The 14,269-nt window shown below is 40.2% G+C and carries 13 protein-coding genes and 1 other annotated feature; of the genes, 4 read left to right on the top strand and 9 right to left on the bottom strand.

Annotated elements, in window-relative coordinates:
* Nucleotides 1-215, top strand: a 215-nt coding sequence (locus tag GD002_RS17860; protein ID WP_228548246.1) for a hypothetical protein, incomplete at its 5' end; no start/stop codon positions are given.
* Here GD002_RS17860 and leuB read toward each other — a convergent pair.
* The 6 genes from leuB to ilvD all read right to left on the bottom strand — a co-directional run bounded on the left by leuB (nt 196) and on the right by ilvD (nt 8,588).
* Nucleotides 196-1,296 (bottom strand): 3-isopropylmalate dehydrogenase, encoded by a 1,101-nt coding sequence (leuB, locus tag GD002_RS01565; protein ID WP_153730557.1) that lies wholly within the window; start codon nt 1,294-1,296, stop codon nt 196-198. The genes GD002_RS17860 and leuB overlap by 20 nt on opposite strands.
* Before the next feature lie 295 nt (nt 1,297-1,591).
* On the bottom strand, nt 1,592-3,133 hold the full coding sequence (locus GD002_RS01560; protein ID WP_153730556.1) for a 2-isopropylmalate synthase: 1,542 nt from the start codon (nt 3,131-3,133) through the stop codon (nt 1,592-1,594).
* Entirely contained in the window at nt 3,120-4,154 is a 1,035-nt protein-coding gene (gene ilvC / locus GD002_RS01555; protein WP_153730555.1) for a ketol-acid reductoisomerase, read from the bottom strand. The genes GD002_RS01560 and ilvC overlap by 14 nt, the downstream gene beginning before the upstream one ends.
* Nucleotides 4,155-4,182: 28 nt before the next feature.
* Entirely contained in the window at nt 4,183-4,701 is a 519-nt protein-coding gene (ilvN, locus tag GD002_RS01550) for an acetolactate synthase small subunit (RefSeq protein WP_153730554.1), read from the bottom strand.
* Nucleotides 4,698-6,449 carry a biosynthetic-type acetolactate synthase large subunit gene (gene ilvB / locus GD002_RS01545; protein ID WP_408020065.1) on the bottom strand — a complete coding sequence of 584 codons (1,752 nt, stop codon included), beginning with the start codon at nt 6,447-6,449 and terminating at the stop codon, nt 4,698-4,700. The genes ilvN and ilvB overlap by 4 nt, the downstream gene beginning before the upstream one ends.
* A gap of 217 nt (nt 6,450-6,666) precedes the next feature.
* Nucleotides 6,667-6,918 (bottom strand) — a binding site (T-box leader).
* A gap of 2 nt (nt 6,919-6,920) precedes the next feature.
* A complete protein-coding gene (ilvD, locus tag GD002_RS01540) occupies nt 6,921-8,588 on the bottom strand; it encodes a dihydroxy-acid dehydratase (RefSeq protein ID WP_153730553.1) in 1,668 nt (555 codons plus the stop codon).
* A gap of 727 nt (nt 8,589-9,315) precedes the next feature.
* On the opposite strand from ilvD, the gene sda reads away from it, so the two are divergent.
* Nucleotides 9,316-9,453 (top strand): sporulation histidine kinase inhibitor Sda, encoded by a 138-nt coding sequence (gene sda / locus GD002_RS01535; protein WP_153730552.1) that lies wholly within the window; start codon nt 9,316-9,318, stop codon nt 9,451-9,453.
* 223 nt (nt 9,454-9,676) lie between these two features.
* Complete coding sequence (locus GD002_RS01530) at nt 9,677-10,831, top strand: polysaccharide deacetylase family protein (RefSeq protein WP_153730551.1); 1,155 nt, start codon at nt 9,677-9,679, stop codon at nt 10,829-10,831.
* Between the two features lie 56 nt (nt 10,832-10,887).
* Here GD002_RS01530 and GD002_RS17855 read toward each other — a convergent pair whose 3' ends face one another.
* From GD002_RS17855 to GD002_RS01515, 3 genes are all read right to left on the bottom strand, one after another.
* Nucleotides 10,888-11,010, bottom strand: coding sequence for a hypothetical protein (locus tag GD002_RS17855; protein WP_228548245.1), 123 nt, complete (start codon nt 11,008-11,010; stop codon nt 10,888-10,890).
* A 215-nt stretch (nt 11,011-11,225) separates the two neighbouring features.
* The gene (locus GD002_RS01520; protein WP_153730550.1) at nt 11,226-11,807 is read right to left on the bottom strand and encodes a TetR family transcriptional regulator; all 582 of its coding nucleotides are present in this window, start codon (nt 11,805-11,807) and stop codon (nt 11,226-11,228) included.
* A 191-nt stretch (nt 11,808-11,998) separates the two neighbouring features.
* On the bottom strand, nt 11,999-12,412 hold the full coding sequence (locus GD002_RS01515; RefSeq protein WP_153730549.1) for a cation diffusion facilitator family transporter: 414 nt from the start codon (nt 12,410-12,412) through the stop codon (nt 11,999-12,001).
* A gap of 207 nt (nt 12,413-12,619) precedes the next feature.
* Here GD002_RS01515 and GD002_RS01510 point away from each other — a divergent pair, with 207 nt between their 5' ends.
* Complete coding sequence (locus GD002_RS01510; protein WP_153730548.1) at nt 12,620-14,266, top strand: hypothetical protein; 1,647 nt, start codon at nt 12,620-12,622, stop codon at nt 14,264-14,266.
* The last annotated feature ends 3 nt before the right edge of the window (nt 14,267-14,269 follow it).

Raw genomic sequence — 14,269 nt, 5'->3', positions numbered from 1 at the left:
CAGTAAAGGCAAAGGACGCCTTTATTGCTGATCTTCCAACGCCTGTCGAGGCTAGACGGCGCTTTCCACTTTTGTTTCATCTAGTTCCAAGCGCCAGCCTCTCGGGTCGTTTCAGATCAGCAGTAAAGGCAAAGGACGCCTTTATTGCTGATCTTCCAACGCCTGTCGAGGCTAGACGGCGCTTTCCACTTTTGTTTAGATATATGAATACATAATGCTGTTGGATACGAATTGAAGATCCAATTCATCTACTATTTTATCTGTCCATTCTTTAGTGGATAATGCACGTTGATCTTTACCTGCTAGGTCCGCTGTAAAGTGACCTTCTTCAAAAACTGTATTGACTGCTTTCTCAACAGCCGCAGCTTCTGTTTCTAATCCGAATGAATACTTTAGCATCATGGCTACTGACAGAATCGCTGCTGCCGGGTTCGCTATACCTTGGCCAGCGACGTCCGGTGCTGAACCGTGTACCGGTTCGTATAATCCTAATCCATCTGAACGCACACTGGCTGAAGGCAATAAGCCAAGTGAACCTGTAATGACGGAAGCTTCATCACTTAAAATATCACCAAACATGTTTTCTGTTAAGATGACATCAAATGCTGCCGGATTCGTAATGAGTTTCATAGCACAGGAGTCTACCAACTGATGCTCCACTTCAATATCTGGATAATCTGCTTTCTTTTCTTCTACAATCTTTCTCCAAAGCTTACTAGATTCGAGTACATTCGCTTTGTCCACAGAGGTTACTTTACCTTTACGCAACCGGGCAAGTTCGAAACCTTTGTCGACAATGCGTTCGATTTCTTCACGCGTATATACTAGAGTATCTACTGCAGATTGATCTGTATGCCTGCTCGGTTTTCCGAAGTATAATCCCCCCGTCAATTCCCGTACAATCATCATATCAACTTCCTTGACGATCTCTTCTTTTAAAGGAGAAGCTTGGATTAAAGAAGGAACAGCTGCAACGGGACGAAGGTTTGCAAATAGATCAAAATGTTTTCGGATCGCGAGCAATCCTTTTTCCGGCCGTAATTCAGACGGATTTTGATCCCATTTTGGACCACCCACAGCTCCGAGGAGAATGGCGTCACTTGACTCACATAATTCAATTGTCTCTTTAGGAAGCGGATCATTGTTTTCATCAATCGCTGCTCCGCCAATCAATCCATACTCAGTATGGAACGTATGATTAAAGCGTCTGCCAATCACTTCCAACACACGAACAGCCTCTGCCATTACCTCTGGTCCTATTCCGTCGCCGGGCAATACTGCTACTTTCTTTTCCATAGAACTTCTCCTCCTTGATCAATCTCGTATCACTCGATCGAATACTCTATCCTCTATTTTTAGCTTATGCTGAAATTTCCGCTTAAAAGCTTACCTAGTGAGTGGTAAAGGATTTTCGTTCCAGGCGGACGCTTTCCGCAGGCATGGCTTGAGCCTCCTCGTCCGCTTCGCTACCTGCGGGGTCTCAAGGCTCATGCTTTTCCCGCAGGAGTCGCCGCCCTCCACTACAATCCTAGCTATATAATGTTGAAAATCAGCTGTGTATACTAAACAATTATACCGATTTAAAATCAATTTATTTAATTAGTTCTTGCGTTCGCAATCTCTCACGGACTAGTTGACGATTGATTGCATTTAAGTAGGCTTTTGCAGATGCTTCAAGAACGTCTTGAGCTACATCGCGGCCCTTGAGTTCCAAGCCATTATAGCTTAAATTGACAACAGCCTCGCCTAAAGCATCTCTGCCTTTACCGATGGATGTTACACGATAATCCAAAATGAGAACTTCGCCTTTAATAACCAATTCCAGTGCGTTGAAGATTGATTCAACAGAACCTGATCCAGTTGTTGCGACTGTAACGGTCTCCCCACTAGGTACAGTAGCTGTAACGGTAGCTGTCGGTATATTAGAAGTACCATATTGAACTTGAACGTTATGCAATTCATAAATTGGTGTATCTGTATCTGACAATTGCTGCCCTGTAAAGAGCACAAACAAATCGTCTTCTGTAATTTCCTTTTTACGATCTGCTAGCTTTTTGAAATCATCAAATGCTTCATTTAATTGTTTATCACTTAACTCAAATCCCATACTAACGGCGCGATCTTTAAATGCATGGCGTCCAGAGTGCTTACCAAGTGCAAGTGGCATATCAGTCTCACCAATTAGCTCAGGTGTGATAATTTCATACGTTTGTCGATTTTTCAACATACCATCTTGGTGGATTCCCGACTCATGTGCAAATGCATTTTTACCAACAACTGCTTTATTTGGCTGAATGACAACTCCAGTCAAACGGCTAACAAGTTGGCTAGAACGTTTGATTTCCTGTAAGTTAATGCCCGTATCCATATTATAGAAGTCTTTACGGATATGCATAGCAACCGCAATTTCTTCCAATGAAGCATTCCCCGCACGCTCACCGATCCCGTTAATCGTACATTCCACTTGATCTGCACCGTTTTCAACAGCAGCAATCGAATTAGCAACTGCCATTCCAAGATCATCATGACAATGCGCAGAGAGTTTAACTTTTTCTACTCCCGTGACATTCTCTTTCAAGTACTTGAAAAGTGCACCATATTCTTGGGGAGTAGCGTAACCTACAGTGTCAGGAATATTAATTGTTGTGGCTCCAGCCGCAATTACTTTATTAATGATTCGTACGAGGAATTCTGGTTCTGAACGGAAAGCATCTTCTGCTGACCATTGCACGAGAGGGAAAAACTGCTTGGCATATTTGACTGCATCTACTGCAATATCTACTACTTCATCTGGAGTCTTTTTCAATTTGTACTCCATATGGATAGGCGATGTAGCCAAAAATACATGGATGTGCGGCTGTTCTCCGCCACGCAAAGCTTCCCATGATATATCAATGTCTTTCTTCATCGCACGAGCAAGACCGGTAACTGTTGAATTCTTCACAGTATTGGCAATGCGCTGAACGGCTTCAAAATCCCCTGGGGACGAAGCAGGAAATCCTGCTTCAATGACTGCTACCCCAAGTTTTTCAAGCTGGCGAGCGATTTCTAACTTCTCTACAGTATTTAGATTAATACCTGCAGATTGCTCACCGTCGCGAAGAGTTGTATCGAAAATATCAATTCTTCTCACTCGCTACCACTTCTTCCTCTTTTGATTTAGCTCCTTCGTTAATGAATGGCATCATGGAACGAAGCTTTTGTCCTACTTCTTCAATTTGGTGCTTAGATTCTGCTTCTACGATTGCATTGTACTTAGGACGACCGTTTTTGTTTTCATCGATCCACTCTTTTGCAAATTTACCTGATTGGATGTCTGTAAGAATATCTTTCATACGAGCTTTTGTATCTGCATCAATTACGCGTGGTCCAGAAACAAAGTCACCCCACTCTGCAGTGTCTGAGATTGAATAACGCATTCCAGCCATTCCGCCTTCATACATCAAGTCAACGATTAGTTTTGTTTCATGCAATGTTTCGAAATATGCAAGTTCTGGCTGATATCCAGCTTCTACAAGTGTTTCGAATCCAGCTTTGACTAATGAAGTTAAGCCGCCGCATAGTACTGCTTGCTCTCCGAAAAGATCCGTAACTGTTTCTTCTTCGAATGTTGTTTCTAATACACCACCACGAGCAGATCCGATACCTTTTGCATATGCAAGCGCTACATCTTTCGCTTGGCCCGATACGTCTTGGTATACTGCGAATAGTGCTGGAACTCCACCGCCTGCTTCAAACGTTCTGCGTACAAGATGTCCTGGTCCTTTTGGAGCTACTAAGAATACATCTACGTCAGCTGGTGGTTTGATTTCGCCAAAATGAACGTTAAAACCGTGAGCAAATACGAGTGACTTTCCTTTAGCAAGAGCTGGCTCGATTTCTGCTTCATATACTGCTTTTTGATTTTCGTCTGGAAGTAAGATCATGATCAAATCAGCTTTTTCAGAAGCTTCTTTAACAGGTAGTGCTTCTAGTCCATCTGCTTTTGCTTGGTCGAATGATTTACCTGGACGAACTCCTACTACTACGTTGAAGCCTGAATCTTTCAAGTTACGAGCGTGTGCGTGACCTTGTGATCCGTACCCGATGATTGCGATTGTTTTACCTTCTAATAGTCCTTCATTGATATCCTGGTTATAATACATTTTTGTCATTTTCATTTCCTCCTAGTGTGTGTGTGAATTATTGTTTTAAGATAGACAACTGTGGTGCTTGAACTTTTTGCACATCACGGGCAAATGCCGTGGCGCCAGTTCGTGTTAATTCTTTGATGCCATATGGTTTCAGCAAATCGATAAATGCTTCGATTTTATCTGGGTCACCCGTTACTTGGTAAGTTACTACATTTTTCCCTGAATCGACAATGGTCGCACGGAAAGGTTCGACAATGCTATTCATCTCTGAGCGGATTTGTGGTGGTGAGATCACCTTGACTAAGGCGAGCTCACGTAGCACAATCGCTTTGTCTGTTATATCTTTAACTGTAATTACATCAATCTGCTTTTGCAGTTGCTTTACAAGTTGTTCAATTTTACTTTCGTCTTCCACATGAACTTGAAACGTCATCTTGGATCTGTTTGGCTGTTCTGTATGACCGACGGTGATGCTTTCAATATTGAATTGGCGTTTCATGAGAAGTCCCGTTACACGGTTCAATACGCCGCTTTGGTTAATTACTGTTACTGTAATGATTCGTTTCACTTAGGACTCACTCCAATCATATCTTGTAAGCCTTTGCCTGGTGCAACCATTGGGTAGACATTTTCAAGTTGTTTTACCCGACAATCAATCACGACTGGTTCATCAGATAATAATGCTTCCGCGAATATTTTTTCTGCTTCTTCTAGCGTATGGATGCGGTATCCTTTCAAATCGTATGCTTCCGCTAATTTGATAAAGTCTGGCTGGACCGGTATTAGTGACTGAGAGTAACGTTCTTCATAAAACGTCTCTTGCCACTGACGAACCATTCCAAGTGCACCATTGTTCAAGATAACGACTTTGACCGGAATACGCAGTTCCTGCAGCAAAGATAACTCTTGAGCTGTCATCTGGAATCCTGCATCTCCAACTACTGCGACGACTGTAGCATCCGGCTTAGCAAGTTGTGCACCGATTGCAGCTGGGAAACCGAAGCCCATAGTCCCAAGTCCACCTGATGTTACCCAATTATCGGGATTATTCAAACGATAGTATTGAGCCGTCCACATCTGATGCTGTCCTACATCTGTCGTTACGATCGCATCACCCTTTGTCACGCGGTGGATAATTTCCAACGCTTGCTGTGGCAGTAGATCTTTATCGTCTTCTTTATACCAAAGTGGATATTCATTGGACATATTCTTCAGATAATTAACCCACTCTGCTGTATCCGGTGATTTGAAATCTGCTTTCAACAATGCAAGCAATGCTTCTTTTGCATCTGAAACAATTGGAATTTCAGTCGGTACATTCTTCCCGATTTCAGCAGGATCAATGTCCACATGAATGACTCGTGCATTCGGAACAAAGGAGTTCAAATTACCTGTCAAGCGATCATCAAAACGAGCACCGACATTCAGTACTACATCACATTCACTTAAAGCGTAGTTAGCAGTTGCTGTACCGTGCATTCCCGCCATTCCTACAAACAATTCGTGGTCTCCGTGAATGGAACCTAAACCTAGTAGTGTATTTGTGATCGGGATTCGATGTTTTTCTACAAGTTCTTTCAGTTCAGCAGTTCCACCTGCATGAAGGACACCTGCACCTGCAAGAATCATCGGTTTCTTCGCCGTAGAAAGTGCTTGCGCTGCTTTTTGAATTTGCAGATAATTAGGCGTTTTAGTAGGCTGATATCCTGGCAAATTGACTTCTTTATTTTCCTTCTCAATTGGAACAAAAATATCAGTTGCCACATTTTTAGGAATATCAACTACTACTGGTCCTGGTCTTCCAGTCGATGCGATATGGAATGCCTCACGAATAATACGCGGTAAATCAGCTACATTTTGCACTTGGTAGTTGTGCTTTGTGATTGGCTGTGTAATACCGATAATATCAGCTTCCTGGAAAGCATCTGTACCAATAACTGTGCTTGCTACCTGACCCGTGATGACTACGAGTGGTAATGAATCCATCATAGCATCCGTAATACCCGTCACTAAATTCGTTGCACCAGGTCCTGATGTTGCAATAACTACACCGGTTTTTCGAGAAACTCGTGCGTATCCTTCCGCAGCGTGGATCGCTCCTTGTTCATGACGTGCCAGAACATGTGGGATCGGATCATTATATAAAGCGTCATAAATCGGGAGGACAGCTCCCCCTGGATATCCAAAGATTACTTCAACATTTTGTTCTTTTAGCGATTGAATCAAGATAGCAGAACCATCAGCGGGCTTTTTATTCGGTTGTTCTGTAGGCATTGACGCAGTTGCAGTCTGTTTTTCTTGTACTTCAGCACTCATCATGAACTCCTCCTTACATTTTTCTACTACTAGATAATTACGATCACCATCATTAAATCCTTTTTTAAACTGTGCTCGATAGTTAGTGACTCTACAGGTGATTGAAGAATCAGTTTTATTTTCATACCATTATTCACCTAGTTGTAGTTATGCTAACTTCCGTTGATTTCCTAAAAAAAAACCCTCTCATCCCACGCAAAGAAACCTAATTTCTTTACATAGGGATGAAAAAGTTTCCATGGTACCACCCTAGTTCGTGACAATTGTCACCTTATGAAAAAGCAAGTCGAAACTCCACTTTTTCATTGCTAACGAGCCCGAATATCAAGCCCGGGACTGTCTAATCAGCATGCCTTTTAACAGTCCACTCCGAGGGGATGTCGTAAATAGTTGTACTACCGGTTTCCAGCAACACCGGCTCTCTGTGAATACAAGTATCTATCTACTTTAACCTCATCAACGTTTTATTTATTAAATTTTCATAACTCCGCCTGTACTGGCAGAAGTAACTAACTTAGAATATCTTCCTAGATAGCCTTTTTTAATCTTCGGTTCAAATGGTTTTAATGCGTGTCGTCGTTCAGCAAGCACTTCATCAGGTACAATCAATTCTATTGTTCGGTTAATCAAATCGATTTCAATAATGTCTCCATTTTCGACAAGAGCAATTGGCCCGCCATCTGCCGCCTCTGGTGAAATATGTCCGATTGAAATACCTCGAGATGCTCCCGAGAAACGCCCGTCTGTAATCAGGGCTACTTCTTTCCCTAGTCCTCTACCCATAATTGCGGAAGTAGGAGCTAACATTTCCGGCATTCCTGGACCGCCTTTTGGTCCTTCATATCGAATAACAACTACATGGCCTGCTTGCACTGTACCGTTATCGATGTTTTCTTGCGCTTCTTCTTGTGATTCAAAGACAATTGCCTCTCCCCTGAAATCCTTGATCGATGGGTCAACTGCTCCCACTTTGATAACGGAACCTTCAGGAGCAATATTACCGAATAAGATGGATAGACCACCGACTGGGCTATATGGATTGTCTTTCGTTCGAATCACTTCTGTGTTCGTAATTTCATGTCCTGCGACATCTTCCGCAATCGTCTTACCTGTGATCGTAATTCGATCTTTATGAATCGCACCGTCAATTTTACACAATTCATTGACAATTGCGCTGACACCTCCGGCTAGATGCACATCATGCATGGAGTAATCAGAGGCCGGCATGATCTTAGATAAGTACGGTACTCGTTTTGCCACTTCGTTCACGTCTTCAATATTGTAGTCAATCTCCGCTTCATGCGCGATGGCCAATGTGTGAAGAACTGTGTTAGTAGAGCCACCCATTGCCATATCAAGCGCAAACGCATCGTCAATTGTTTCTTTTGTAATTATATCGCGTGGTTTAATATCTTTTTCGATACATTCCATTAAATGCTTCGCTGCTTGCTTGATTAACTTATGTCGCTCATCAGAGGTTGCAAGAATTGTCGCATTTCCTGGTAATGCCATGCCTAGCATCTCCATTAAAGAGTTCATGGAATTCGCTGTGAACATTCCCGAACAAGAACCGCATGACGGACAAGCATTCTCTTCAATGTCTTTAAGTGTTTCTGCTGACATTTTACCACTTTTGTAAGCTCCTACACCTTCAAATACAGAGGTTAATGAAAGTGTTTCACCTGTTGCTGATACACCCGCTTCCATTGGTCCACCTGAAACAAATACAGAAGGCACATTCGTACGAACTGCTGCCATTAACATTCCTGGCGTGATTTTATCACAATTCGGTATATAGAAGACGCCGTCAAACCAGTGTGCATTAATTACGGTTTCTGCTGAATCTGCTATGAGTTCCCGACTTGGTAATGAATAGCGCATACCAATATGCCCCATCGCGATTCCGTCATCCACACCAATTGTGTTGAATTCAAACGGTACACCACCAGCTTCCCAAATGGCTTCTTTCACTACTTCCGCGAACTTATTTAAATGCACATGGCCTGGAATAATATCAATATATGAATTACACACTCCAATAAATGGTTTGTTCATATCTTTCGTTTTTACACCTGCTGCATAAAGTAAGCTGCGATGTGGTGCACGATCGATTCCTTTTTTAATCATGTCACTTCTCATTGCAATCTCTCCTAAAATAATTGAACGAACCAATTACTATTGAATATTCTGAACAGCTAGTGAATAGAATCACAGCTGCGAACTAGATTGTTGCTATCATATCTTGTATGAGGATAAAGGTCAACCGTATTTTTAAAGTTTTTAATCAATTGCGACTAATGGAAACCTACTGAACACGCTTACATATGCAATATATTGCGATATATTGCATATCGAATATAATTAATTTTTTTTATTATTTATTTCCATACTACTTCATTTCTTCATTTTCTCTGTAACAACAGAAGTTAAAATGTTCCACATTATTTTATTTTCATATCTATTTGATACTACTAGTTAGTAATTCAGTTCAATAATATTCACCATATGAATTTTGTTTTAACAAAAATTTCACCCTAAATTTGTAGTCTTCTAAAAAACGCTTTCTTCTATTAGTATGTTGAATTCTTTTGTTAGTTAGTCTAGAACTATAGAACATGAATACATAAGAATATTTCGACAACTTTCGACAATTTTGTATTTGTTTATAACTCTGTACACATTATCCACCGCTATACACTTAAGCTTGTTTAGACTTTGCACAAACTGCCCACAGCTTATCCACTTAGAAATGTGGATAAAACGAACGGTTGTTCTTTTGGTATCTATCTGGTAAAGTGTTCTGTAACATCCTAGAAGTCTATGCAGGTTGGATGCTTGATATTCAATAAAGGGAGGCGGTTCTACTATGTTTCAATTGTCCGATCAGATGCTGCTCTATTCGTATCAACAAGCACAAAGGTTAAATCTTAGTCAAGAGTTTATCCAATTGTTAGAACGAGAGATACAGAAACGCGCCTTAGAATTGACGCACCTCTCTCGCTAGTCTTCGGAGTCACTTCTTTCTTTTGGATGAAAGAATGGATTCTTCACAGTGGAACATGTCTGAGTATCTCTCGGATATGTTCTTTTTTATATGAATAAATGTGCCCACAGCGGATATACTCTTCACAATAACTGCATTATTTTCTGTATAAAGTATATTGCTTTCCCGATTGCGACAACTTACTATTAGAAAAGTGATATATAGATAGGAGATAAAAAGAAGAATGAAGAAGTTATTACTAGTGGTTGTTTTCTTTAGCAGCTTACTTTTTGCAAATCTTACTACCCAGGCAGCTAACGAGCAAGTTGTGAAACTTGTGGACACTACGCCCGTTTTCCAAGAGAGCCAAAAGATTGCGGTGTTTTCTAAAGGTACTGTGCATACTGTAACCAAATCAGATCAGCGTTTTTATTATACTAAAATCGGTGACATAGAAGTGAAATTCTCTAAAATGAAAGGTCGAATGATTAATCAGCCTTCTGATCAATTAAAAAGTGCAAATCCAGTTCGTCTATACACCAAGAAGCATGTGAAAATTTATTCCAAACCAAACACCAAATCTGTAGCATTTGGTCATCTCCAACCGAAGCAAGTAATTTATTCACAACGTATTAAAGGTGATTTTTATCCTATCATTTTTGGTGGTAAGACTGGATATATTTATAGAAAAGATATAGAAGTTCAAAAAGGAATTCCCGTTATTATGTATCACGATCTAGTGCAGGTTAAAAAAGGTAATAATATTTCTATATTAGAAGTAGATAAGTTTAAGGCACAAATGGCATACTTGAAAAAAAATCATTGGCGTACTATTTCACCTGAAGAACTGACATTATGGCTACAAAAGAAAATAAAACTTCCGGAGAAATCTGTACTTATTACCTTTGATGATGGCTACTCTTCTACAGCTGAGCTGGCATATCCTATATTGAAAGCCAATCACTTTACAGCAACTACATTTTTGATAGCCAGCCGAATCGGTCGTCCTGGTTATTTGACAGAAGATGATATGCGGTCAACACAGGATGTCATCTCTTACCAAAACCACACATACGATTTGCATGGGTTCAATTCGATGACTGGGCTTGCCCTTTTGGAATACACACCTAGACTGGCCATCTACGAAGACATTCTCAAAGCAAACCAGAAAATTCATAGCATTCTTCCTAAGCAAGCTTCGGTTTCCGCCCTTGCTTACCCTTACGGCATAAGAAGTATAGATAGTGTACGAGCTAGTAAAGTGGCGGGCATTCAAAGTGCTTACACCATTTCAGAAGGGAATGTATTTCAAGGTGATTCACCATTTCATCTGAACCGTCAGCGAGTGCATTCTGGTATGTCTATTAAGGATTTTGAACAAAAATTGCTTGGTCAATAATAGTCAACAAAAAAGGAACGGTCACTTGGTTTTCACACCAAAGACCGTTCCTTTTATTATGATAAAACTTTCAAACCAACTACGCTAAAGAAGATTACGACTCTTCCAATACTTTTGGATTCTCCGAAAAAAATTATGTTAATCACTACAGCTCCAACTGTTACTACTCCTATCCACACAGCATATGCGGTGCTTACTTGTAGATATGTAAAGGAATATAGAGCAAGAAAATAGCAGTTCCAAATTCTCCAAAATACATAAAAAAGCTGTCATTCATCTTAGAACGTATAATAACAACTTACTAATAAAAATACTGATACACTCTTGTTAGTATAATTAAACTAAAATTAAGTTAAGCCCCTTACTGAAATAGGGGGCCTACTCATTCTTCACATCACTTTACCGTCTGAAACTGAAGTGCATGCATCAGGAAATCTAATACTTCTTCTTTCTGTCGGTCAGCTTCACTTTCATCATGATGAGCATACAGAAAAACTTGCTCTGCTGTTGACTCAATTAAACCAATAATAATTTTTGCAGTGCGATCAGGCTTAATCGTCTGTCGGACAGCTCCTTCCAATTTGGCTGCCTCTAGCTTTCCACTAATCCATTCATAGAAAGGTGCGTATACTGATTCCCATTCACGTATATGTTCTGTAGAAGCTAGCCCCGAATAAATGACAGCTAAAATTTCATAATACTCTTTATTCACTTCATAGATGGCATCTACCATCTGTTCAAATTGTTTTGGATAGTCCGCTTGATCATCGACCGTTCGTTTTACAATTTCCATCGTCTTCGCCACCATCACTTCGGCGATGGCGGGCATCAATGCAAGTTTGGAAGGAAAGTATAGATAAAAAGTGCCTTGTGCAATTCCTGCACGCTTAACAATGTCAGAAATCTTCGTCTTCTCTATCCCTTGTTCTTGAAACACTTCTATAGCTGATTGAATAATTGTCGTTTTTTTCCCCAATGAACTTCCTACTCTCTATCCCTAAGATTGTTACATATTATAGCCCAACCATCCTTTTCCGACAACTTGTTCATACATGTTCTTTCTGTCTAAGTGAATGGCAATCATTCATTTACCAAACACCCTTTTATATGTAATCTATTAAAAAGACGATTGCCTACCCAATGAATGAGTAGCAATCGTCTGGATATTTATTTCGCTTCTTTTGTTTCCTGTACGAAAGTTTCGCCACTTTTTCTTGCTTGGATATCGATACTATGATCTGCATATTCTTTTTCAATGCGGTCATAGAACTTTTTCGCAATTTTTTCTGCTTGTTCTTTTTTCATATCCTCAGAAACTTCGAAATCTAATAGTACATAACCGCCCGCATCCTCTGTAATAATCAGGCTGACTTGAGATACGCCATCTTCTTTAGCGAATTCCTCTTTCATTTTATCATTGGATGTAGTGGTATCAGATTTATCCACAACTTCGGGTGTCTCGTTTTCAGCTGGTTCGGTTTGTTCTTGATCCACTTTTTTTTCTTCTTCAGAATCCGCACCGCAAGCTCCCAATAATAGAAGAGATAAGCCAAGCGGAGCCACTAGATGTCTTTTTTTCATTGTATAACCGACCCTTTCTATTCTGGACTCTAAAATGTATCCTATCATATTTGTAAAACGTTGACAAAGATAATGGTAGTTTGTGTTAACGCTAGAACCTAGTAAGACGGCTAAAAGACTAGATGAAAACATGAGGCTTTTTCCTTCAATCCCTTGCTAGTTGACCGATATATAATTGACGCAATAATTATTGGAGGTGTGAGGAATTTGTATAAAAAATGGTTTGCAGTATTCATGTGCAGCATGGCCATCGCAATCGGATGTCTATTCAATTATTCAAATACTGCAGAGGCAAGTGAACTGATAACCGGCACATTCGTCAAAGCAGATTATGACGAAATTCAAGTAGATAAAAACACATTTAAGCAAGTGTTGAGTAAGGTGACTATTAAAAATGATGCAGGTCGTACCATTACCTTATCGATAGATCACTATGCACAACTAACTATCGACACAGTACCTGTGAAAATAGACGCATTTAAACTTGGTATGGAAGTGGAAGCAGATGTCCAGCTCCGCCGTGTGAAAACACTTAGTGGTAAGACCGATACGCCTCCTGCAGTCATTGAAACTAACGGGAAAGTATATAGTGGTATCGTTTCTTATATGGAAAGAAATCGAAAGGGCCTTACCATTAAGCTAGATGATGGACGAGTCAAGAATGTCTATTTGAATTCAGATACGCAATTTTACAAGAATGATAGGTTAACCGATATCAGTTCTTTATATGAAGGAGATCGTGTCAAAATTAAGTTCTCCGTCTATAACTCAAACTATATTATGTTGTTAGAAATTTTAGAGCCAGGTGTACAAGTTGCTGGATTATACAAAGGAACTCTTCATCGAATCGATCCGATCAGCCGTAAAATCATCATGCGTGATGAAACAAAGTTTTTAAATTGGCATTGGTTTCCAAATACTTTAAATAGCAATTCTAGCTATTATTACTCTGCTCAAACGCCAATTTATTTGGACAATCAACCCGTCCCTCATGATCAGTTGCGGAAATATGCGAATCATAAAGTATATATCGCAACCGTCAATAAACATGGCAAGGAACAAGTGGAACGGATTATCATCCAGAAAAATGAAGAACGGACATATTACGAGCCGTTAAAGAGCTTCAATGGAAAAACAAAACAAGTGAGCTTAACTACTTCCGAAAGCTTTCATTATCATGATGGAACGATTTTGATCCGTAATGGAAGACTGGTAGAACCTGAAGCGTTGGGCGCCTATGGAACAGCATTTATCGCAGCAGCCGGCCCGATGAACAAGCAGTATGCCAACATTATACATATCAGTAATGACGGATTGGATAGTCCGAATCTAGCTGATCATCAAATTTATTATGGAAGAGTATCGGGTGTCCTTGGCTATCAATTACGATTGTCATCGCCATTCGCACTGAAGCAAAATGTTTGGTCTTATTCGGTAGACCAAGATTTTTATTTTAATAATGAGACCTATGCCGTCAAGGATAGAAACAAAACGTTTATTGGTTTGATCCCTCAAACCGAATTATCATTCCAGATTGGTCAATATGGATATTTTTATGTGAAAGATGGCCAAATTATGGCAGCTCATTTCACCGACTATCATCCGACGCGTATCGTATCTGTTGGAAGATTATCTGCGATCTCTCCTGCCAAGCAGACGATCGATGTGCGCAACGTTAGCCAGTGGATGAACGGTGCATGGGCTACTCAAGGCTTCATTAATAAAATGGATATCCAGCAAGCGACTTTTATTAAAGATGGAAAAGTCATTCAACCACAAGATTTACACATCAACGATCGACTCTATATAGTAGCTGAAAACGTAGTTAAAGCCAGAATGATTATTGTTGATTAAAAT

This window comes from Sporosarcina obsidiansis, from assembly GCF_009651005.1.
In the GTDB taxonomy this organism is placed as follows: domain Bacteria; phylum Bacillota; class Bacilli; order Bacillales_A; family Planococcaceae; genus Sporosarcina; species Sporosarcina obsidiansis.
Note: the sequence above shows the minus strand (reverse complement) of the source record. Positions and strands in the feature narration are given on the sequence as shown.

Bases quoted from the DNA above. Each gene is read 5' to 3' on its own strand.
- leuB (WP_153730557.1), bottom strand. From the start codon at position 1,296: ATGGAAAAGAAAGTAGCAGTATTGCCCGGCGACGGAATAGGACCAGAG.
- ilvC (WP_153730555.1), bottom strand. From the start codon at position 4,154: ATGACAAAAATGTATTATAACCAGGATATCAATGAAGGACTATTAGAA.
- ilvB (WP_408020065.1), bottom strand. From the start codon at position 6,449: ATGAGTGCTGAAGTACAAGAAAAACAGACTGCAACTGCGTCAATGCCT.
- ilvD (WP_153730553.1), bottom strand. From the start codon at position 8,588: ATGAGAAGTGACATGATTAAAAAAGGAATCGATCGTGCACCACATCGC.
- sda (WP_153730552.1), top strand. From the start codon at position 9,316: ATGTTTCAATTGTCCGATCAGATGCTGCTCTATTCGTATCAACAAGCA.
- GD002_RS01530 (WP_153730551.1), top strand. From the start codon at position 9,677: ATGAAGAAGTTATTACTAGTGGTTGTTTTCTTTAGCAGCTTACTTTTT.
- GD002_RS01515 (WP_153730549.1), bottom strand. From the start codon at position 12,412: ATGAAAAAAAGACATCTAGTGGCTCCGCTTGGCTTATCTCTTCTATTA.